General features: G+C 64.9%; 20 protein-coding genes, 1 tRNA gene and 1 pseudogene. 6 read left to right on the top strand and 16 right to left on the bottom strand.

Translation table 11 applies throughout. From position 1 onward, the window contains the following. Positions 1-197: 197 nt before the first annotated feature. The 11 genes from AC3WL8_RS03250 to AC3WL8_RS03200 form a co-directional block, all read right to left on the bottom strand. Positions 198-947, bottom strand: a complete 750-nt coding sequence (locus AC3WL8_RS03250; protein WP_492377892.1) for a TIGR03747 family integrating conjugative element membrane protein — start codon at positions 945-947, stop codon at positions 198-200. After that, a complete protein-coding gene (gene traD, locus AC3WL8_RS03245) occupies positions 944-3115 on the bottom strand; it encodes a type IV conjugative transfer system coupling protein TraD (RefSeq protein ID WP_492377891.1) in 2172 nt (723 codons plus the stop codon). Before traD ends, AC3WL8_RS03250 begins: the two co-directional genes overlap by 4 nt. Positions 3116-3130: 15 nt before the next feature. Continuing rightward, the gene (locus tag AC3WL8_RS03240) at positions 3131-3667 is read right to left on the bottom strand and encodes an integrating conjugative element protein (protein WP_035816702.1); all 537 of its coding nucleotides are present in this window, start codon (positions 3665-3667) and stop codon (positions 3131-3133) included. A 7-nt stretch (positions 3668-3674) separates the two neighbouring features. Beyond that, complete coding sequence (locus tag AC3WL8_RS03235; protein ID WP_013957679.1) at positions 3675-4250, bottom strand: lysozyme family protein; 576 nt, start codon at positions 4248-4250, stop codon at positions 3675-3677. Then, positions 4235-4960 (bottom strand): TIGR03759 family integrating conjugative element protein, encoded by a 726-nt coding sequence (locus AC3WL8_RS03230; protein WP_013957680.1) that lies wholly within the window; start codon positions 4958-4960, stop codon positions 4235-4237. Before AC3WL8_RS03230 ends, AC3WL8_RS03235 begins: the two co-directional genes overlap by 16 nt. 9 nt (positions 4961-4969) lie before the next feature. Continuing rightward, positions 4970-5623 (bottom strand): hypothetical protein, encoded by a 654-nt coding sequence (locus AC3WL8_RS03225; RefSeq protein ID WP_013957681.1) that lies wholly within the window; start codon positions 5621-5623, stop codon positions 4970-4972. Next, a complete protein-coding gene (gene pilL2 / locus AC3WL8_RS03220; protein ID WP_013957682.1) occupies positions 5620-6198 on the bottom strand; it encodes a PFGI-1 class ICE element type IV pilus protein PilL2 in 579 nt (192 codons plus the stop codon). Before pilL2 ends, AC3WL8_RS03225 begins: the two co-directional genes overlap by 4 nt. 1627 nt (positions 6199-7825) lie before the next feature. Next, positions 7826-8374, bottom strand: a complete 549-nt coding sequence (locus AC3WL8_RS03215; protein ID WP_035816698.1) for a DUF3158 family protein — start codon at positions 8372-8374, stop codon at positions 7826-7828. Beyond that, positions 8371-9147, bottom strand: a complete 777-nt coding sequence (locus AC3WL8_RS03210; protein ID WP_492377890.1) for a PFL_4669 family integrating conjugative element protein — start codon at positions 9145-9147, stop codon at positions 8371-8373. Before AC3WL8_RS03210 ends, AC3WL8_RS03215 begins: the two co-directional genes overlap by 4 nt. Positions 9148-9409: 262 nt before the next feature. Beyond that, positions 9410-9970 carry a DUF2857 domain-containing protein gene (locus tag AC3WL8_RS03205; protein WP_013957688.1) on the bottom strand — a complete coding sequence of 187 codons (561 nt, stop codon included), beginning with the start codon at positions 9968-9970 and terminating at the stop codon, positions 9410-9412. 8 nt (positions 9971-9978) lie between these two features. Beyond that, on the bottom strand, positions 9979-11664 hold the full coding sequence (locus AC3WL8_RS03200; protein WP_492377889.1) for a ParB family protein: 1686 nt from the start codon (positions 11662-11664) through the stop codon (positions 9979-9981). A 538-nt stretch (positions 11665-12202) separates the two neighbouring features. Here AC3WL8_RS03200 and AC3WL8_RS03195 point away from each other — a divergent pair. Then, positions 12203-12529 (top strand): annotated as a pseudogene (locus AC3WL8_RS03195) (aldose epimerase family protein); the annotation flags it as partial. Between the two features lie 14 nt (positions 12530-12543). On the opposite strand, the gene AC3WL8_RS03190 reads toward AC3WL8_RS03195, so the two are convergent. From AC3WL8_RS03190 to AC3WL8_RS03180, 3 genes are all read right to left on the bottom strand, one after another. After that, the gene (locus AC3WL8_RS03190; RefSeq protein ID WP_013957691.1) at positions 12544-12921 is read right to left on the bottom strand and encodes a DUF5594 family protein; all 378 of its coding nucleotides are present in this window, start codon (positions 12919-12921) and stop codon (positions 12544-12546) included. An 80-nt stretch (positions 12922-13001) separates the two neighbouring features. Then, positions 13002-14114, bottom strand: a complete 1113-nt coding sequence (locus tag AC3WL8_RS03185; protein WP_492377888.1) for a CoA transferase — start codon at positions 14112-14114, stop codon at positions 13002-13004. Positions 14115-14122: 8 nt separating this feature from the next. Beyond that, a complete protein-coding gene (locus AC3WL8_RS03180; RefSeq protein ID WP_492377887.1) occupies positions 14123-15112 on the bottom strand; it encodes a tripartite tricarboxylate transporter substrate binding protein in 990 nt (329 codons plus the stop codon). 90 nt (positions 15113-15202) lie between these two features. Here AC3WL8_RS03180 and AC3WL8_RS03175 point away from each other — a divergent pair, with 90 nt between their 5' ends. The 5 genes from AC3WL8_RS03175 (at position 15203) to trmB (ending at position 19736) form a co-directional block, all read left to right on the top strand. Continuing rightward, the gene (locus tag AC3WL8_RS03175; RefSeq protein ID WP_492377886.1) at positions 15203-16234 is read left to right on the top strand and encodes a LysR family transcriptional regulator; all 1032 of its coding nucleotides are present in this window, start codon (positions 15203-15205) and stop codon (positions 16232-16234) included. Positions 16235-16314: 80 nt separating this feature from the next. After that, entirely contained in the window at positions 16315-17709 is a 1395-nt protein-coding gene (locus AC3WL8_RS03170) for a PhoPQ-activated protein PqaA family protein (RefSeq protein WP_492377885.1), read from the top strand. Between the two features lie 138 nt (positions 17710-17847). Next, positions 17848-18708 (top strand): transglutaminase-like domain-containing protein, encoded by an 861-nt coding sequence (locus AC3WL8_RS03165; protein WP_013957696.1) that lies wholly within the window; start codon positions 17848-17850, stop codon positions 18706-18708. Positions 18709-18806: 98 nt separating this feature from the next. After that, a tRNA-Gly gene (locus AC3WL8_RS03160) sits at positions 18807-18881 on the top strand. 66 nt (positions 18882-18947) lie between these two features. Further along, the gene (gene trmB, locus AC3WL8_RS03155) at positions 18948-19736 is read left to right on the top strand and encodes a tRNA (guanosine(46)-N7)-methyltransferase TrmB (RefSeq protein ID WP_013957697.1); all 789 of its coding nucleotides are present in this window, start codon (positions 18948-18950) and stop codon (positions 19734-19736) included. Positions 19737-19805: 69 nt separating this feature from the next. On the opposite strand, the gene AC3WL8_RS03150 is transcribed toward trmB, so the two are convergent. Next, positions 19806-20687, bottom strand: a complete 882-nt coding sequence (locus AC3WL8_RS03150) for an undecaprenyl-diphosphate phosphatase (protein WP_153956473.1) — start codon at positions 20685-20687, stop codon at positions 19806-19808. Positions 20688-20767: 80 nt separating this feature from the next. After that, on the bottom strand, positions 20768-21328 hold the full coding sequence (locus AC3WL8_RS03145) for a DUF1439 domain-containing protein (RefSeq protein WP_035816686.1): 561 nt from the start codon (positions 21326-21328) through the stop codon (positions 20768-20770). Positions 21329-21349: the final 21 nt, after the last annotated feature.

Here is a 21349-nt window from a genome sequence, read left to right as displayed (position 1 = left end):
GGCATTTCAGCGCGCAAGCTTTTCCCTTTCCAGAAGCTGCTGAGCACATATGGCATGAGTGCGCAGAACCTACACGTCGGGATGACCGCCGCGGCCATGAGGGAAGTTACAAAGTGCCAGCCCCCAAGCGTGGGGGCTAGTGCACGTTCCTTGCTGCGGGCAAGGCGCAGTCGGACACGTTCACCTTCCAGAATCGCCTAGAGATACTTCTTGAACGTCGCGGCGGAGATGCATACGGCTACGCCCAGCATTGACGCGCTGGGCAACAGGATTAGCAGCGGATGAAGACTCACCGGCAGCGCCAGGTAAATGACCCACGGCAGAATGGCCAGCGGCATCAGGCTCGCCTTCGCTCGGTGGTAGACGAATCCCGATTCGCGGCCGGCTGCGAAGCTGCGCACGTCACGCCGAACTAGCCCATCCACCAGGCCAACGAAGGCGGCCATCAAAAACAGCGGCAAGGTCAGCGTCAGCACCAGCAGCCGCACGAGAAACACGAGAGCAGTGTAGGCGGAGGCGATCAAGTAGCTCTCAACATGCACATAGACCACGCCAAGGTAATAGCGCAAATCATGTGCCTGGCTGCGGACACCGGCGCTTGCCTGCGTAGCGGCATCGCGTATCACGTCGAGCAGCCCGCTTTTGACGAAAAGCCAGTCGAAGGCCAGCTCGACAAGATGCCGAGCGGTGCGGCCTGGTTCCTGCACCATCACGCTGCGCGTAAAGCTCTCCGATACCAGGGCCAACTCGTGATTGAGCATGCTCTGCGCGTGACGCCAGCCCTGTTGAGGCCAGAAGAAGTGCAACCCGATGCATTCGATCACGATGCACAAAAGCAGTGAGCCGCACAGCACACCAAAGATGCGGAACGGCAAGGTGATGACACTCGCGACCAGCCCCTGTTGGTAGACCTGCTGGCGCTGCGCTGCGACGACCGGATCGCTCATGTTTCGACGTCTTCGCCACCAGCCTCATTGGCCGCGGTAGTCTGCTGAGAGTTCGCTTGCAGATCGTCTGGAAACGCTTGTTTCTGCGAGACAGGGGCGCCTTGACTCGCCCACCAGTCACCCGCCTCGCCATAGTGCTGCCGCATGTAGGCGGCGAGTTCCTGGAGATCCTTTGGCATGACCTCATCGGGGTCGGCCGCGGGGAGCGGCATGCGGATCTTCCATAGATTTCCGCCTTCGATCAGCGCGAAGCATTGCCCCTTGGGCAACGCGACCACGTGCGCGGGCTCGATCAACGGCACGCTGGTGCTGCTGATGCGATCCTGGGTGTTGGAGGTAAAGGCGGTGTTGCCGCTCGGGTCCGAGCTGTCGATCGCGCCGCTCGTCACCGTGGCGGCATACACCTCGACCTTCGGCAGTTGCCGCGTCAGCAGTTCGGCCGTGGCGGTCTCGCGCACGCGCAGCATAAACAGGTTATTGAAGTTGCCGATCAGCTGCCCGGCCTTGGCGCGGCTGCCCATGCGCGCCTCGATGTCAGAAAGGGTCTGCGTGTAGGCTGACACTTGGATCCCGGCGCCGCCGCCCTTGTTGACCATCGGTATGAATTCGTCCCCCATCAGTTCGTTGAACTCGTCGGCGTGGACGTTGATGGGCACCTTCACGCCGGTCGATGGGCCCGGCAGACCTTCCTCGATGCCAAACTTGTAGATGTGGCCAGCGACTGATACCAGGTCGCTAAACATTGAGTTGCCCACGGCGGCCGCGACTTCGGCGTCCGATAGCGCGTCCAGCCCGACGTAGACCACGGCGCGTTTGCGGATGATCTGCATCCAATCAAAGATGGGCCGCAGGTCGTTCAAGTCCGAGTAGTTCGGAGCGAGCAGTGGCGCGATCTTTCCGGTGGTCAGCTTCTCCAAGAGCGGCAGCAGGCTAGCAACGATCTTGTCGAAATAGGTGCGGTCGTAGCGCACGGCACTACGCAGGCCATCGAGCACGGGGTCATAGATGTGCACTTGCGAAAGGTATTGCTCCAGTGCCACGACCCGCTTCTCGCGGCCGATCATGTTGCGCGGCGTGTTCCTGTCGTTTAGCCGCGCCTCGAGCTGGACGATGACCTCCCAGGCTTTCGGCTCGCTCTTGGCGAAAAAGTGCTGGGCGTACTCGATGAATAACGTGTCGATATTGATGACGTGGCGCTGGATCAGCAGGTAGTCGGGACGCTGCCCCAGCTCGACCAGCGCGCGCGCGATGATGTTGACAAAGCGCCAGGCGAACTCGCGGAACGCTGCGCTGTTGCCCTCGGCCGAAAGCTGGCCCGCAATGCGAGTGGCAACCTCCGATATCCGGTCGAAACGGCCCACGGCGTTGTATCGTGCCGAGATGTCCGGCCAGCCCAGGTGGAAGGTGTAGAACTCCCCTTCTCTGCCGGCGCGCCTGGCCTCCACGTACATGCGCTTGAGCAGGTCGGCGTCCCCCTTCGGGTCGAAGACGATCACCACCTCGTGCTGGCCGCCCACCTTGCGGCGGATGTCTTGGGTGATGAACAGCTCGGCCAGGCGGGTCTTGCCCACGCGCGTGGTGCCCAGCACCAGCGTGTGGCCGACCCGCTCGCCCAACGGCAGCGTGACGTCGACCTCGTGCGGCTCGATGCCGTGCAGACGTGGCAGGCCGCCGACTGGCGGCAGCGGGCGCGCTGGATTGAGCCGACTGTCCCAGGCCAGAGCCTTCGCCAACCTGGACACAGGGAATGGCGCGAACTCCAGCCGCGCCTCAATCCTCCGCGCCGCTCGGTAGAGCGTTGTCGGTTCCACGTAGTGGCGGAACTCCGGCCGGTAGGTCTGCATAAGCCGCTGCGTATGGCGCTGGTCCCATCGAAAGCCACGGCCAACGAATAGCCGCTGTTGGCTGACGGGCACGTCCCGGCTGGTCATCACGTAGCGCGGTAGCCTGCGGATGTTGCGTCGGTAGCGGAGGATGGCCCAGGCGTCCCGCAGCCGGATGGCGCCGAAGATGAGGAACGCAAGCGCGCTACCCAGGCCCAACAGAGGGCTCAGCGCGAGCGACCACGGTGCCGTCAGGCACAGCAGCGCGGCGCCCGCACAGGCCGCGACGGTGTACAGCTCCACCGCGGGGCGCAGCAGAACCTCGATGTTCCGGGACTTGGCCATAACCGGCGTCTCACATCACGGCTCAATGCCGGTGGAGGTGATCAGCACTGGATAGTGACGGATGCCCAGCCGCTGAGCCAGGTCGTCCCCGGAGACGGGCGACAGCATCAGGCCCGGCGCTAGGCGGCGCAGTGTGGCCAGTGCATCGGGCGACACCACGTTGACCACCAGTCCCACCGCGTGCAGCGCTTTCAACGCTCCCCGGCGCTGCAGCAGCCAAGCGCGGGAGCGGTCATCGTCGCCGATCAGGAACAATGGTGTGATGGCCGGCGCGCGGATGACGCGCCGCGGCTCATTACCCGGCGACAGCCGTGTCGAGCGCACCGGCAGCATGACCGCCTCGGCTTCTTCCCGATCTCCGATGCGGGGTGTCTGCTTCGGTGCGGCCGGCCCTGGCGCCCCCTCACCCTCGGCATTCAGTGCCTGGTAATACGGCAGTGCCGGGGCCCCGCCGCGGTCCTCGACAACGATCAGGGGCTGGGCGGTCGATTTCGCCAAGGCGGTGGTGGCAATGAGCAGCCCCAGGGCGGAAGTACAGAGCATCCGATTCATGGCCAGGTCACTTGATAGCGGAAGGCGTTGTGCGCGGCCCCAGCACGCGAACGAGGTGCTGATGAACACTGCGGCGGTAACGAGCGGCCGGTGCGCCGCCGGCTGGACGGTGGTAGCGACCGATGGCGGCTAGCCAGTCCTCGCCCTCTTTGTACTGCTCCATGAGAATTTCCGCGACGATCGCGAGATTCCTGTAAGGGTCGAGGAGCTCGCAGGGATGACTGTAGCGATGCGCCTGGTAACCGAGATTGACCTGCCCGAGGCCGGCGTCGATCCGGTTGGCTGGGATGCGGGTGAGCGCTTGGCGCAAGCGCGCGCAGGTCTGAGCCCGCGTGGCATAACGCTCGCCCCTCCCCGCAACATTGAGTGTCCACGGCCAAGGAATCAACCGTCCACGCAGTCTGGTGCCGCTCTCCTGCAAGGCCACCGCGTACAGTACTGGCGACGGCACACCTGCGTGCTTCGCGGCAATCTGGTAGGCCGGCGGCGGCTCCTCTTGCGCGGGCGCAACTGATGCCCAGACGCAGGCGACTAGCAGGAGCGCGACACGCAACGCGGATTGCGGATTTACTGCCGCTGCCATCTGCCGTTCAGCTCACGTACCACGGCCGGCAGCTCGCCCGACACGCCGAGGGACAGCCAACGTCCGGCATCATGGTTGAGCGTGATCGTGCGTGCGCGGACTCGGGCCGGGTCGATGCCGGCCCGAGTCGCCCACTGGCGGATATAAGCATCGTCCAGGCGGCTGCCGACCATATAGACATCGAACTCCGTGCCCGCCGTCTGCAACTGGCGCACGCGCTGGTCGCACGGCGCGCAGTCAGCCCTGACGAAAACGGCCAGGCGACCAGAACCGCTGTTACCAGCGCTCAGTGTCTGTGCACCCGGGAGATTGACACGCTGCTGGCCCGGATAGAGGCGCTTCCAAGCCGCGTCGTAGGCCCTCTGGTAGGCGAGGGTTTTGTTCACGCGCCTTGCCTCAACCTGCACCTGCAGCTCGGCGTAGTGGTTACGCTCCTCGTCACTGCGTGCCTCGATGCCCAAGGTCGTGAGAGGATCGAGGTTGGGGGAATAAACGCCCAGCGGCCCTTGCATCAGTTGCCGGTATCGCGTCCATTCTTCAGGACGCAAGCCCCAATCCCTGGCCTGGCGCTCGTCGAGCGCGGCGTCAGTGCTTTTCATAAGCTGGCTCTGAGCTACGCGCGGGGTCACCAGCGGCGCTGTCTGTGCGTATGCACCGCGTAAGCCGACTACCAGGAACACGGCAAGGACGGCCACAGGTACTTGCGTCATAGTCCGCCCCTACGGGATTGCGATGCGCAGCGTGTGGCCGTCGATGCGGAATACCGCGCCATGCGCTTCGATGGCTTGGAGCCGCCAGGCGCCCATGGTGTCGCCCTCACGAAGCAGCCGCACTTCGCGCACCGAAGCTGCGCCCCGCGCCGCGACGGATACAAGGCGCTCTCCACCGCGCAGCTCCAGACCGATGACATTGAAGGGCGGCTCGGGTACCGTTGGCTTGGGAGGTTCAGCTTTGCGCCGCGGTACCATGGCCATGGCCGGCGCTGTCCTCTTTAGGCGATCTTCAATGGCGCCGACGCGCGCTTGCAACGCCTGCAACCCGCTGGCACTATCATCGGCGGTCTGAGCCTGCTCAACCCGCGACAGGCGCTCATCCAGCTCTTGGCGCGTGGCATCGAGATCGGCCCGGATGACGGGCGTTGGCTGCAGCTTAACGGCCTCGGCCTGCTTTTCCAGACCGTCGACACGCGTCGCCAGCGCCTGGACATGGGCATTCTGAGCGCTGGCGCGGCTATGCTCGGTCAGACGCGACAAGCCAACGCTATTGAGGATCGTCAGTGCGCTGACAAGCAGCTGCCAGATGCAGGCGACAACCCACGGCCAGCGTACGCGTCGATCGCGTTTGGACGAGGCCGGTTTGTTCGGTGCATTCATTGTTGCACCTCCGGATTATCAACGCGGTCAATGCCTTCGAGGGAATCCACAGCCGTTGCTTCGGCAGTGGTGGTAGCGGGCGCCACCGCGTGCTTGAAGCAAACCTGGCGCGAGGTTTCATCAACGGCCATGTCCCACGCCGGACCGGCGAGCGTCAGCAACGCATCGCGCAGAACCATCGGCCCCAACCGTAGATGAGCCGCCGGCAACGGCAGCGCATACAGCATTACGGCCTGCGAGCCCTCGCACAGCCGATATCCCGACCGCTGGAGGACATGGCGCATGGCGTCGCCGACCGTGGAGTCGAGCGAGGGCGGGATGGTGATGTCCACGACCTGCTTCATTAGGTCCCGCTGCCCCGGCTCCGCCACCAGTTCCGTCAAGGTGTAGCGGCCGTAGCGGACGACGGGCACAGGGCTGCCTGGCGTATTCGTCCCGGATATCAGCGCTTGGGATTGCTGGGGTGGCCCGGGCGTCTGTGTCAGATCGGCCGGTGGTACGGTGGTAGCACAACCCGTGATAAGGACGGCCCCGGCAAGACCGGCGAGCGGGAGAGAATAGGCGGACAGTCGCATTTATATTGGCTTCCGAAACACGCAGCCATTACCTTCGCCGCATTCGATGCAAACGGCAGCACCAAATGGGAATCGCATCCTCACCGGTTTGGCGATGCAGCCCCGGGATCGAGGAGAGCCAGTTAGCGCCGCGGGGCCGCTCTTCCGCCACAGTGTGATCAATCACGCCTTGGGATAAAGACTCCCCAAGACACTCCTGCAGGCTGGGCTCATGCCTGGCACCGCTGTTGCCAGTGCCCCGTCGGCAGGGCCGCCTCTGCCGCCTCCCGTGAGGGGAAATACTCCACTGCCTCACGTGATACCGATCCTTCACGGTGGGCAGTGCAGATGTAGTGGCCGGCGGCGCTGGAAAGCACCTGCAAGGATAGGTGTTTGCCCGTGTAGGCCTTGGCCAGATGGCCGTTGGGACGGAAAGCCCCACACCATGACGGAAACGGAATCGTCCCAAAGGCTTACAGAAGAAGCGCATCGGCGTCGGGAAGACGCGCCGCCGCAGGGAGACAATGCGAAGCGGACTGTTGCGATGCATGCGGCGATCACGTCTTACAGACTTGAAAATCCTAGCGGCCTCGCCTCGCGCCGACCGGGCGGCAGCCTCCATGCCCGGGGCCGCGCCACTTTCTGACCAGGCAAAGAACAATCGGCTGAAAGCACTAGGCTTTCAGCCTTGGACAAAGGCGCCACCTGTGGCTGCTGCAGCCCTGTCAACGGCATTTGCTGCGCCAGCAGTCGCACTCGACCCGTATCGTGGCTGGGGTCGACATCCTTGGGCACACATCCGTGCACAAAGGGAGCCCGTTGTTCCACCGGCGGGCACCGGCAACGAATACCGACGACCCGACGGGTCTCCTCGAGGCTCGCTGCGGCACAGGCCCGCAAGCCGCCAGGAGACCCTTCGCCATCGACGGAATCAACTGGATCAACGCAACCGCGCCGAGCGCGGTCTATCAAGGAACGACCTTCTCGCCTCGCATGTGCATAACGGCACCGTGAGACGCGCGCAACGTTGCAGAAGGTGACATGCGCTGGGATTTCCCGCGGGATGCGGGCAATTGGCCACGCCGGCTAATGCAGCCGGCATGACGCAGGGTTCGCGAGGCCAGCGCCACCTGTCATGGCGACCTGGCTGATGTACGCCACTGCGAGATGCGCTGCCCTGCCGGTGAGATCTTCATCCTCGGTTTCTGGATCCGACAATGAAGGCTCCTTGTCGATGGGCGGCTCGCCGGATGGGTGACAGCATGACTGCGCCGAATGAGACGGGCCACAAAAAAGCCGGACTGCATGGACGCCGATTAATGACCGTCGAAGGGACAATTGCCGCAGCATGCGTCGATTGTTCGCAACCAGCAAGGGGACCCCAAGCTTGCCTCAGGAGAGCGGATGGGAGCGAGTCGACCGCTGGGAATCTGTCCCGGCCGATAGCACACGGCGCACGGCGGGCATGCTACAGCTGCCCGGCGCTTGTATACGACAGCGTTCTCGTCGGCACCCGCTCTTCGCCGCAGACCCGCACGCCGAGCTGGAACAGTGTGGCGCGGCAGCCGGCCCGGCTTGCGATTGCCATTGACAAACTCGCGGTAGTCCGGCGCAAGACCGATGTTGTCTTCGCCGACAAACGATGTGCTCATGGTGACTCCTTGGGAATGGTGACAGTGGACGTGGAATGGCTATGGGTGCGCCGCAGGTAAGCGGCCTCAGCCTGGGCCATCTTGTTGGCGCATTCCAAAGCGTTGCGGGCGATGCTGTGGGTCAGGCTGATCTGCATGTTCAGCGCAATGCGCTGCATCTCCATCGCATACAGGTCGTCAATCAGCGAGGCCGGTATCGCAGGGCTGCCGATCAGGGATTCCCACAAGGCGACGCCCATGGATGAGCGGTCGACATTGCGCCAGCGTAGGAAGGTCGTCCCTGCGCCAGTCGTTTGCTGGGCCAGCTGCACATTTAGCAGGTTGAAGGGATAGGCTCTGGCTTGGGGCAGCACACGCCGCTGTGCCAGCACGATCACGCTGTCGCGCAGCGCCAGGCATTGACCGGCCCAAGCCTCCAAACTCCCCTTACCTTTAAAAGGTTGTAAAAGGCCTTTTAGGTAGCCTGCGTGTTCCAGCCGCTGGAAGTCCGCCTGTTCCAGCGCCGTGAAGCGCCTCGGCTGGACAGGCATGGTATGTACCGTCATTCCGTCGCATCCTCGTCGCGTGCGGCAGTGCCGGTTGGGTCATCGATGGAGGCGAAAGTCGGCCCCACCGCGGTGGGCGCAGCCGCGGATTCGCGACTACCGCCTCGGCGCACAATAGGCGGTGCAAAGCGTGAACGGCGCGTGCCTTCGAGCACCTCCTGTGGCAACTGGCCGAGCTTCTGCACTGCCGCCTGCGCCGCCACATTGTTCTCCGCAAAGTCAGCGCGGGTTGCGCCAGAGAAGCAATACTCTTGGGCGAGCGAAAACAGGCTGCGCATTGCGTGCGCGCCATCGTTGAGCCAGCGCTCCAGCGTGCTTCGGTCGATCAGCGCCGTATGGTGGGCGAGCATCAGCTTGCGCGCGAGGTCGTCGTAATCGGCCAGCAAGTAAATGGCCGCAAAGCCGAGCTGGGCGTTGACGAACAGCGGAAGTTTCACCGGTTGAAGATTCAGGTTCTCACCAAGGCTGAGCGCAGGGGGTACGCTGGCCAGCGCCTGCTCCACCTGTTCGCGCAGCGTCTGCAGGCACCTCTTAGTTTCGTCCAGCTTGTCTTCGATGCGAAGCATCCACCAGTCGGAGTAGGGATCGTCCTGCTCGGCGCCGCGTTTCATCTTGCCCATCATGCTGATGTAGCCGTTGAGGCCGATGATGCCGGGCCGCCCCTCTGCCGCGGGGCGGCCATGCCAGATACGGGAAGCGTGGTGAGTGTGCAGCGTCAGCGATATCGCGCTGCGCAACGATCCGAGATTTAGTTGCAAGGGTTCATTAGCCATAGCGACGACTCAAAAAGGAGGAATGAGTCGCTAGCATCCGCGTCGCCCGGAAGGGCGTCAGTCAAAAAAGCGCAGACCGGGATTGCCCGCTTTGTTCGATGCGGAAGGCCGGGTGTGCCAGCTATCCCCTGGGGATAGCTGGCAGTCAGCCATTTTCATGGAGAGCACGATGGGGCCGATGCCAGCTCTCTTGTGTATCGAGGAACCATGCCGACAGTGCTATGGGGCCATCACGCCAGGGCGCACTGCCCTTCCCAATGGTCTACACCAGCCCCTCGTCGATCCAATTTCGGATCGACGCCCAGACCACCGACATCGGTAACGTCAGGGTCTCGGCCAGGTCCATCGACAGGCCCAGCATGGGCGGATCGTCGTCCAGCGCAAGATTACGCTCGCCGACTCCGGCCTTCCAGTGTTTCCACAGTGCGATGCCCTGTGTCTCGTCTAGCACCGGGTGCCGGCCCTTGCGTTTGGGCAAGCCGAGAATGTCGCGCCGCAGTGCGATTTCTTGATGCGTGAGGCCGTAGAAGCGGCTCACCATCTCCGTGCTCGCGCCCAGGCGCAGCATGCGATCCACCGTGGCAATTTCCTGCTCCACGTCATGCACTTGGCTTAGCAGCCGCTTCAGGACCTCACGATTGACCGATACCGAACACCACGACACCGTGGCGTTGACCAGCACACTGACTAGCGCCGGATGCTTGAGCGCCTCCAGTTCCTCTTCGCCGAATCCCATCGCTTTGCACCGACGCAATTGGCCATTGCGCAGATCGTGCAACGCTTGGGCGATGACAGCCTGGTTGAGCGGGTGAGATGACGACATGGTGGCCCTCAGGAATCGCGGCCCTGATCGGCGAACCCCGTACCGTGCTCCAGGTCTCGCAGCCGTCGCGCCAGACGCAGGAGCCGGAACAACTTCATCAGGCCAGTGTCGCTCAGTCGCGTGGACGCTGCCCCAGCGCCATGCAGCAGCGGCGCCAGGTCGTTATCCAGTCGCGCACGATTCAATCCTGTCGCGATTGACTCGGGCATGCTCAACGCATGCAACAGCGCCAGAAGCGCGCGAGGGAAATCAGGCAAAGCGCTCACCTGCCCAACGCGGGGGATCATGCAAATGAAGCCGATACCACTGTCACTTGGCACGATCTGATTGGCAACCACCGCCTCTTCGGCAATTTCACGGGCAAACTGTGCAATATGCACCCGAAGTCGGCTTGGCTCGTCCAATCCTGGCTCGATATGCCAGACATCCGAGATCGGGTAGAGGCCACCGACCAGAACCGGAATCGCGCAAGAAGCATTGGTGTCAAAGTCGAGTAGCCTGTCGCCCAACTGGCTCGATACCTGGCCCTGAACGCACTGCATGCGTTCGGTGGTCGGCGCCGGAGACACGATATGCCCCTGCACGGGCTGCCCATCACGGTCAGCCCGTACTGGCGCGGCAGCTTCTTCCTCAACTAGCCCGCTGCCAGCCGCAGACACCATTGCAGCCCGTGTTGAGGCCTCTTTGAACGCCAGTTCAGTCGATAGGCCGGCCGGCTGGGCTGTCGCCGCCGCCTGAGGAAGGGATGCCGGCTTTGGCGTCCAGAATATGGTAGAGGCCGTCGATTTCGCCGGCGCCGGCTCGCTGCTCAACGCGCGCTGCCGGCTTTCGCTGCCGTCGATTTCGAGGCTCAGCGCATCATAGCCTGTGCCCAGCAGCTCGGCCATCTGGCCCACTAGTTCATCCTTCACCCGCTGGAGCGAAAAGCCATCCGGTAGCGCGTCGAACTGCGACAGCACATCCTGGAACAGCGAGGCGAAGTCCACCACGAGGTGACTCTCCTGAGCCCTTCGTTCCCAGGTTCGCTCGCACGCCTTGCGCAGCACCACGAGCCTGTCCACCTGATGCCGGCCGAGCCCTTGGTACAGCACGGTAGGTATCGCCGACAGCAAATAACACACCGCATCTTGCATGCGGCTGATGTGTGATTGCTGCACCGGATAGCCATCGGCCGTCAGGCGCCGGGCGAGTTCGGACTGGCTCAGTTTGCTACCTGCCTCCTGCTCGTAGAGTCTGCGCGCCTTCTCGACTCCCAGGGCGCGCTCGATGAAAGTCAATCCGCCGCGCAGTTCGTTTTCTGCCAAGTGGCCCGTTAAGGCGACGATCTCGCCCCGTTCCGGCCACGGACGGAATAGGCAGAAGATGCGAAAGAACCGTTCCTGCTTGGTCTCTGCCCACAACTCGCGAAGTATTGCCAGTCGCGTATTGCCACCGTTGCGAATGATTAAATGTGCTTCACCTGGGCGCCTGGTTATCGCCGGTGGCGCGTCCAAGCCGCGCTCTCGGATGGAGGCTTTGATTTCCTCATAAGCCGGATTGCGCATAACGCGCGGATCGTGGTCATACGAGCGCAATTGGTCCAGCGTCACAATCATCGGTGTGTCAGCGATGGGATCGCTCCCAGCTGTCGCCGAAGGGACGGCCCTCTGAGCCTTGGCCGCGATCAATTTTTCGTCCTTGTCCCGAAGATTCATCCGAATGCGCGGGAAACCTCGGCCTTCAGGCCGGGAAGGGATAGCGCGCCGTGTGTAACTCGGCCTTCTCCCGCGACTCCTTGGTCTTAAGCTATCCTTGTGTATCGGTATCCGTCACTCCGTTGGAGCCGGGTCAATGTCGATGCGCAATGCCTTGGACCACATCTCTGCCGCGTTGGATAGTGAAATTGCCAGTCGCTCGAACCGCTACGCAGACAACGTAGGTTCCCGGCTTATTGCCAGTGGGCAATAAGGCGTGCACCCAAGTCTCCAGTCTGGAATCCCTGCATGCGATCTCGCGAGTTTCCTCTTCGGCAAACCTGTTGCCTTCGGCTTCGCGAACCGGGCGTACGCAACGACTCCCAAGGACCGCTCATATGCAATGACGGATACTGGGTCTCTTCCGTCTGCAGGCGATGCGCAACCGTCATATCGACATATGCAGCGGGGCGTACCTGCGTGATTAGACCTGCTCTGCAAGCACTTGGCAAAGACCGATTTTGTATGAATTGTTGCGCCTGGAGGCATAATCAGAGCGCCTGATGGCAGCCCCGGGCCTGCGGAGCCCGGGGAGACGACATACCAGCTCGACGATCCACGGATGCAGGACACCTTCCACGTCTTCCGCAACACCCGGCTGTGCGGCGCTGGCGATGCCGGGTCGCCGCATCAGGTTCGAACCCGACCTGCCCGGCAGCGCGCCCTGGCATGCCGTGACCACGTGGTCGGAGTCCGCGACTTCCGATTTCTATTGCGTGGAGCCGTGGGTGGGCCTGCCCGATGCCATCCACCACGGGCAGGGGCTGCGCTGGATTAACCAGGGCAATCTGAAAGTGCGGTGTGCCGGCTGCGGGTGACGGCCTGAATCAGCGCACGCGCTCAGTGCTCGAAATCCAGCCCGCCGATCAGGATCTGCGGGTCAACCTGCGATAGAGAACGGAAATCGATCCCGCGCGGCTCCTGCCAGGCACGCAGCTTGGATGGCAGCGCCGCCAGGTAGCCGGCAAAGCGCGCCTCGCCACCATCCGCGAACAGCCGCTGCACCTCCAGCCCGTCCCACGCGAGCGTGATATCGAGCGCATACTGATGGCGCCGCAGGTCCGGCGGCCCATCGCCCGTCACGCGCAGGCGCGGCGGCCAGCCAGGGGCATCGGCAGGCAGGGTGTGGAGTTGCACGCGCCGGTCGTGCTGGCTGATCGCGGCAACAATACGCGGCAGGCATTCGGCTTCAAAGCGGGCGAAGAAATCGGTGGTCAAGGTGGGGGCGTCCTGACGTTGCGAAGGGCGATGGCGGCACACTGCCGTGCGCCGTGCCAGCAACTATACGCCGCCGGGTGTCATACCGGGTGGTAGACCTGGAAGCCCAGCCCCGGCGACAGCACCTCGGTCTTTCCTTCCTGCAGCGCCACCGGCCGCAGGCTGCCATTGGCCATCGACTCCCCCGCAAACTCAGCGATATTGCGCAGGCGGGCCGCCGGGATCCCCAGCGCGTTGAGGCGCAATTCCAGGTCCTCTGCGGTGCCCGCCGCCACCGCGCCCGCAATTGCCCGCTTGAGCGCGGCCGGATCGAGCGAGCGCACGAAGGCAGGCAAGGCGCCGGCATCCAGCGGCATCTCGAACAAGGCCGGATCCTGCGCAAGCTCGCCCAGCCCGAGCGCCTTGAGCAGCGCGAGCAACTGCTTCGGCGTATTCGCGCCGATCGCCAGCCAGCCATCCTGCGTGCGGAAGAAATCGGCCGACGGGCTGCCCGAATACCCCTGGTTGCCCTGCCGCGCCGGCACGCCGCCGGTGGTCATGGCATCGCACGTCATCGGATACATCAGCTGCAGGCCGGCCGTGGCCATCGAGACATCGAGCAGCATGCCCCGCCCCGTGCGCTCACTCTCGCGCACGCCGGCCAGGATGGCAAAGGCGGCCAGCATGCCGGTGGCCGAGTCGATCACCGGGAAGCCGGTCTTCATCGGCGGATCGCCCTCAGTGCCGGCCATCCAGGCCATGCCGGTGGCGGCCTGCACCACGTGGTCGTAGGCAGGCCGTCCATGCCACTGCGCCGCGCCGCGGCCAAAGCCCGAAATGCTGCAATAGACCACGCGCGGATTGACCGCTCGCACCGCCTCATAGCCCAGCCCGAAGCGCTCGAGCACGCCCGGCCGCAGGTTGTCGACGAAGACGTCGCAGCGGCCGGCCAGTTCCAGCGCGTGTTCGCGCCCGGCTTCATCCGACAGGTCGAGCGCCAGCGACGACTTGCCCGCATTGAGCGCGACAAAGGCGGCATGCCCCTTGCCCGCGCGGCGCATCACGTCGCCGCCGCCGGCGCTCTCGACCTTGGTGACCTGCGCCCCCAGCTGCGCCAGCAGGAAGGTGGCAAACGGCCCGGCGATCACGTGCGAAAAATCCAGCACGCTAATGCCGGCCAGCGGGGCAAAGTCTGGTTGTGGAGTGAGGGTCATGGGATGGCCTATTCGATGGTGATGTGGTTCTTGTCGATAACCTGGCGGATGCGGGTGGTCTCATCGGCCACCAGCCGCGAAAAGGCTTCAGGCGTGGGCGTCGGCGCAAGCACCGCGCCCATCTCGGCATAGAGCCGGCGCAGGCCGGGATCGCCCAGCGCCTGCATCACCGCGGCATGCAGCCGCGCCACGATCGGCGCGGACAGATGCGGCGGCGCCCAGATGCCGCTCCATGCGTCGAGATCGAGATCCTTGCGGCCCAGCGCCTCATTCAGCGTGGGCACCTGCGGCAGCACCGCAGCGCGGCTGGCCGAGGTCACCGCCAGGGCCCGCGCCTTGCCGCTGGCGATCTGTGGAATCGCCGTCGCCGCCACCGGGAAGCCGAACTGCGTGTCGCCCTTGATCAGCGATGGCACGATCTCGACCGAGCCCTTGTACGGCACATGCACCACGTCGATGCCGGTGGCCGACGCAAACGCCGCACCCGACACATGCGCGGCCGAGCCGATCCCGCCCGAGGCATAGTTCAGCGTGCCGGGCGCGCGGCGCGCCGCGGCGACCAGGTCGGCCACGTTCCGGTACGGCGAGCTGGCGCTGACCACCAGCACCGCCGGGCTGACGCCGACGCGGATGATGTGGGTGAACGCCATCGGGTCGAACTTTGCGCCGGGCTGCAGCAGCTTCTGCGTGACATGGGTCGAGGCACCCAGCATCAGCGTGTAGCCATCCGCCGGCTGCTGCGCGACGAACTCCGCGGCCAAAATGCCGCCTGCACCGACCTTGTTCTCGACCACCACCGGCTGGCCAAGCTCGCGCGCCAGCAACTCAGCCAGCTTGCGGGTCTGGATATCCGGACCGCCGCCGGCGGCGTAGGGCACCACCAGCCGGATCGGCCGGTTGGGATAGGGACTGGCCGCATCGGCCCTGCCCAGCGCGGCAGCGGCCGGCAGCGCCAGCAGGGACTTCAGCAGCAGGCGGCGCCCGACGTTGGCATGCATCGCATGTCTCCTCCATGGTTTGCCCCGATTGTCCGGCGCCGGGCCATTCGAAACAATTATCCAGTCTTGATGGAGCCATCACGCTTTGTTATGAGTCCCGCCTCCCCAACGCGCGCCAGCGCCGCCGCCCCCGCCGCCACCCCTTCTCCCAACCGGATCGACCGGCTGCGCATCCGGCACCTGCGCCTGCTTGACCTGGTGGCGCGCAGCGGCTCGCTGACCGCGGCCGGCGAAGCGCTGCATATCAGCCAGCCCGCCGTCACCAAGATGCTGCAGGAACTGGAGCACGCCTTCGGCTGCAAGCTGATCGAACGCACCACGCGCGGCGGGCGGCTGAGCGCCGCGGGCGAACGCGCGCTGGAGCGGCTGCGCGTAGTGCTGGGCGTGATCGACGCCACCGGCGAGGCGCTGCAGGCGCGCCCGGAGGTGCCACTGGTCCGGCTGGGCATGCTGCCGCTGGTGGGCGTGGACGTGCTGCCGCAGGCGGTCGCGCTGCTGCGGGCCCAGGACGCGCTGCCGCGCTTGGCAGTACGCGAACATACCGTCGGCGGCCTGACCGCAATGCTCTGCGAAGGCGAACTCGACTGCATCGTGGGCCGGCTGCAGAAAGGCGACACCGACCAGCTCAAGGCCAGGGTCCACATCACCCCGCTGCGCGACGAATACCTGGCCGTGGTCTGCGCCCCCGGCCACGCGCTGGCGCGGCGCCGCGAGGTTGCGCTGGCGGACCTGCATGAAGGCCCCTGGATCCTGCCGCCGCGCGGCACCCACACGCGCGACGTGTTCGAGCAGCCATTCCTCGACGCCGGCCAGCTGCCGCCCGTGCCGCATATCGAATCGGCCTCGTTCCACAGCAACCTGGCCATGACCGCCTCCGGTGGCTTCCTGACGGTGGCGCCGGCCACGGCGCTGGCCCACTACCAGGCCATGTCGATGGTGCGGGAAGTGCGGCTGCGCACCCCGTTTGCCTCGGGCCGGCTGGTCTTCATCACCCCGGCGGAGATCGAGGCGCCGCCCGCCGTAATCCGGTTGCGCGAAGCCCTCGAAGCGGTGACAAGGCAGGACACCGGTGCACCGCCGGCACGCGCGCGGCAACGCTTGACGGGTCATATCAATTCGTGATGGCGCTATGCAAACTGGCGAATTGCCGGTAATGGCCGCGCTCACGACAATGCCTCTTCCCATCACAGGAAGGAGACATCGTGACAACACGGATCATGGGCATTGCGCGGCAAGCGGCCTGGCTGCTTGCGTCGCTGCTGCTGCCCGGCATCGCCGCAGCGCAAGCGCAGCCGGCCGGCCCGGCGGCGTTCTTCGACATGCAGGCCGTACGCGACGAAAGCACGCTGGCACCGGTGATTTCCCGCGATGCCGTGGTGCCCAGCCGCGCGCGCCCCGGCAAGCGCGTGCGCGTGATCGAACTGCGCTTCACCAGCCAGGACTGGAAGGGCCTGCCATGGACGCACCCGGCGCGCATCTACGTGCCCGACGGCTACCAGGGCGGCGGCAACGCGGGCATCATCGGCACCGAACGGCAGTTCTTTGACGAGCCTGCCTGGCCGCGCCACACCATCCCCGGCACTGGCCTGAACACCGAAGCCGAATACGCCGAAGGCACCGCCATCGACCTGGGCATGCCCGTCATGCTGTTCTCCAACCCGGCCGAAGACTACTGGGGCATGAACGAATCCGACCTGACCGGCTATGCGCTGAAGCAGGTGATGGAAACCGGCGACCTGACCTGGAACGGCTATTACCCGATCGCAATGGCCTACCTGCGCGCGATCACCCTGATGCACAACCTGCCCGGCGTACGCACCGAGCGCGCCGTGCTGATGGGCTGCTCCAAGCGCGGCTTCGCCGTCAGCATCGCCACCGGCGTCGACCCTGACCGCGTCGCGGGGGTGATGGCCACCTGCTATTACGGCGGCAACAGCCTGTACTTCCTTGCGCGCAAGTACGCCGAGTTCGGCCCCGGCGTCGGCGGCCCCGCGCAGCAGCGCACCGGCCCCGGCTTCCAGCCCGCCGACACCGTGCTGCGCACGATCAACAACCCCACGGGCTTTCGCATGCTGACGCACTTTGACCCGTATATGTGGCGCAAGCAAATGCGATCCAGCTTCCTGGTCGCGCTCGGCACCAACGACGAGTTCTTCGCGCTGGGCACTCCCAACAGCATGCTGACCGAGATGTCCGGCGACAAGGCCTTCCTGGCGGTGGACAACCTGCCTCACTCGTGGGTCTCGGCCAAACACCTGGCTGCATGGCGCATGTGGCTGGCGCATACCTTCCTGGGCCGGAAGCTGCCCACGATCGAAGCCAGCGGGGTGGCGCAGGGCGGGCAGTTCGCGGTGCGGGCGAGCGTCAGGGCCGAAGCGGCGCCTGCCCGCGTGCTGCTCTATTACGCCTACAACCCGGTCACCGCCGACTGGCGCAAGGCCAGGTGGGAGTCGGTGCCGATGCGCACCGATGGCGAGATGTATGCCGCCGGACTGCCGCTGCGCGATGGGTATCGGCTGGCGTACTACATAGAAGTGGAGGACAAAGGCACAGGCGGGACAGGATTTGTCAGTTCGCTGGTGAACTTTGCGAACTAGCACAGCAGGAACCTGCCGCGGCATCCGTGGCGCAGGCAGGGCCGGCGGCCCGCACTACACTGGAAATGGATGTACCGCCATTTCCGGCGCAAGGGAACCGGCCGCCTTTTCCCGGCCCCAGCCAGTGCTGACCACCCGATGAACCGCCTCAGGTACGCAGTAAGCCTGTCCTATGAGGTCATGGATCCCATGGCAGACTTCCTGCTCAATATCGAAGCCGCCCGCACGCCCCGGCAGTCCGTCGTCTCGGAGCAGCTGACGCTGCCGCCCGGCCTCGAGACCGCCCGCTACACCGATCCCGTGCTGGCCAACCGGCTGCTCAGGCTGCGCGCGCCCCGGGGCCGCCTCGGCATCCGCTATGAGGCGATCATCGACATCGATCACTACCTGGAAGACGGCGACAGGTTGTCGGAAGTGCCCGTTGCCGAGCTGCCCTTCGATGTCCTGCCCTACCTGGCACCAAGCCGCTACTGCGAGTCTGACCGCCTGATGGAATTCGCCAGCCGCGAGTTCGGCGGCATGCTGCGGGGCTATGTGCGCGTCTACGCCATCCGCGAGTGGGTGCGCAATCACGTGCGCTTCCTGTCGCGGTCCACCAACGAACGCACCTCGGCTGCCGACACCATCGTGGAGCGCACCGGTGTCTGCAGGGATTTCGCCCACCTGATGATCGCCCTGTGCCGCGCGCTGAGCATCCCGGCACGCATGTCCAGCAGCCTCGACTATGGTGCGGACCCAAGCACGGGCGCGCCGGATTTCCACGCGGTGGTGGAGGTCTACCTGTCGCACCGCTGGTACCTGCTGGATCCTTCGGGCATCTCGATCCCCACCGGCCTGCTTCGCATCGGCACCGGCCGGGATGCCGCGGACATACCGTTTGCGGCCATCTTCGGCCAGGTAAGGTCGGAGCGGCCCGCGGTGGAAATCGAGCCGTTGACGGATGCGGCGGCTGGTATCGGCATGCCGGTGTTTACGCCGCAGGCGATTTCGACGTGGTAGCGGATCAGGACGTTAGTGCTGGCACAGGCACTTATTTTGCCAGCACCGCAGATGGCTGCTTGCGTCCTCGCCAGAAATCCGCATAAAATCGCGGGTTCGCGGGCGTCGTATAATGGCTATTACCTTAGCTTCCCAAGCTAAAGACGTGGGTTCGATTCCCATCGCCCGCTCCACTTCCAGTCGAGACAAGCCGCCTTTGCCACCATTACGGTGATCTGCCCGGCGGCTTTTTTGTTGCCATGCTTCCCCAAGACCCCAGCACCGATCCGACGCCGGCTGACGACGCCGCGCCGGTAGACAGCGCCGGACAAGCGTCCGCTCCCTCTCCTGCCGATCCTGAAGGCGTTGCGCATCCGCGCCGGATCCGTTCGTTCGTGCGCCGCGCGGGGCGGACCTCGACCGGGCAGCAGCGTGCCATCGACGAAGTCGGGCCGCGCATGATGGTGCCGTATGCGCCACAGCCACTGGACTGGGAAGCTGTATTTGGCCGCAAGGCACCGTCGATCCTGGAGATCGGCTTCGGCATGGGCGAGACCACCGCGCATATCGCCGGCCTACGGCCGCAAGACAACTTCCTGGGCTGCGAGGTACATGAGCCCGGCGTGGGCGCGCTGCTCAAGCTGATCGACGAGCGCGGCCTGGGCAATGTGCGGATCCTCCAGCACGATGCGGTGGAAGTGATTGCGCATATGCTGACCGACGACTGCCTGGACGGCGTGCATATCTACTTCCCCGACCCCTGGCACAAGAAGCGCCACAACAAGCGCCGGCTGGTGCAGCCGCCGCTGGTGAAGGTGCTGGCCGCGCGCCTGAAGCCGGGCGGCTATATCCACTGCGCGACCGACTGGGAAGAGTATGCGCACCAGATGCTGGAAGTACTGTCGGGCGAGCCGTTGCTGGAGAACACCTCGACCGCTGCGGACGGATTTGCCGAGCGGCCGGATTACCGGCCCGTGACCAAGTTCGAGCGGCGCGGCGTGCGCCTCGGGCACGGCGTGTGGGACGTGGTCTTCCGCAAGCGCGCCTGAGCGCTCGCAGCCGACCAACAAAAAAGCGTGGCAGATGCCACGCTTTTTTGTTGCCCGCGGCAAACCCGCTCAGGCGTGCCAGGACACCAGGCCGGAGTATGCGGTCACCAGCACCACGATGCCGAAGGCGATGCGGTACCAGGCAAACGGCTTGAAATCATGCGTGGCGACGAAACGCAGCAGCCAGCGCACGCACAGGAAGGCGGACAGGAAGGCAAAGACGAAACCCACTGCAAAGATGCCGAGGTCGTCGGCGTTGAGCAGCGCGCGCGCCTTGTACAGTTCGTAGACGGTGGCACCGAAGATCACCGGGATCGCGAGGAAGAACGAGAACTCGGTGGCCACCTGCCGCGACAGCCCGAACAGCATGCCGCCGATGATGGTGGCACCGGAGCGCGAGGTGCCCGGCACCAGCGCGAAGCATTGTGCCAGGCCGACCTTGAGGGCGTCGTGCCAGTTCAGGTCATCGACCGATTCAATCCGCGGCGCGCCGGCCTTGGCGGCCTCCAGCAGTGCATTGCCCTGCGGATGCGAGACCGTGCCGCGGCGCGCGTCGCGCCATTCGGCCAGCAGGATCACCACGCCGCCAACGATAAAGGCCAGCGCCACCGAGATCGGGTTGAACAGGTGGGCCTTGATCCATTTGCCGAAGATAAAGGCCAGCACGATGGCCGGCACCGAGGCGATCACCACGTTGGCGGCAAAGCGTTGCGCCAGCGGGTCGGCGCGCAGGCCGCGCACCACGTTGCCGATGCGCGTACGGAATTCCCAGCAGACCGCCAGGATCGCGCCGAACTGGATCACGATCTCGAAGATCTTGCCCTTCTCGTCGTTGAAATCAAGCAGCTGGCCGGCCAGGATCAGGTGGCCGGTGCTGGAGATGGGCAGAAACTCGGTCAGTCCTTCGACGATACCGAGTATCACGGCTTTCAGGGCAAGTGCGATTTCCATGCGGAACGGAGAAACGTTGTCATGGGCGTTGCCCGGCATGCGCGCCGGGACCGCCCTGGATTGTTGTTTGAGCGCCCCGGTCAGGGGCGGTTGATCTTGACGTTGATGCCGTCGGGCAAAACGGTGATTGTACCGGGTGCCACATTCATGCCGGCAACCCGCAGCTGGTCTTCGCGGAAGGTATAGAGCGGATAGCCCTGCAGCAGCTGCTCGGCCAGGATGCCGCCCAGGGCGTTGAGCTGGCGCGAGAACTGCGCGGGCATGCCCTGGACGTCGAAGCGCTGCACCTCGGGGTCCTGCAGCACCACCGAGCGCGTGGGCTCGTCATAGCGCAGGCCGCTGTCCAGCGCAAAACGCCCTGACAGGGCCCGGCTGAAGAACAGCTTGTTGTCGATCATGGCGTCAAATTGCACGTTGACGCGGTTGCGCGCCGGGTCCAGCGTCAGCTGCGGGTTGGCCAGCTGGATGTCGAACAGCTCCATATAGCGCTTGTTGAACGGAAACTTGCGCTCCAGCGCCGCCTGCAGCTGGCTTTGCGAGAAAGTGTATTCGTTGCGGAAGGCGCCGCAGGCGGCCAGGACCACGGCCAGCGTGGCCGCGCCAGCCGCGGCAAGCCAGCGCCGTCGGGAAGTCCGGATCATATTGCCTCCGATTGCGGGATA

It is taken from the genome of Cupriavidus sp. FW305-F7 (assembly GCF_058782875.1).
The sequence above is the reverse complement of the archived record's forward strand: the minus strand, read 5'-3'. Positions and strand labels throughout refer to the sequence as shown.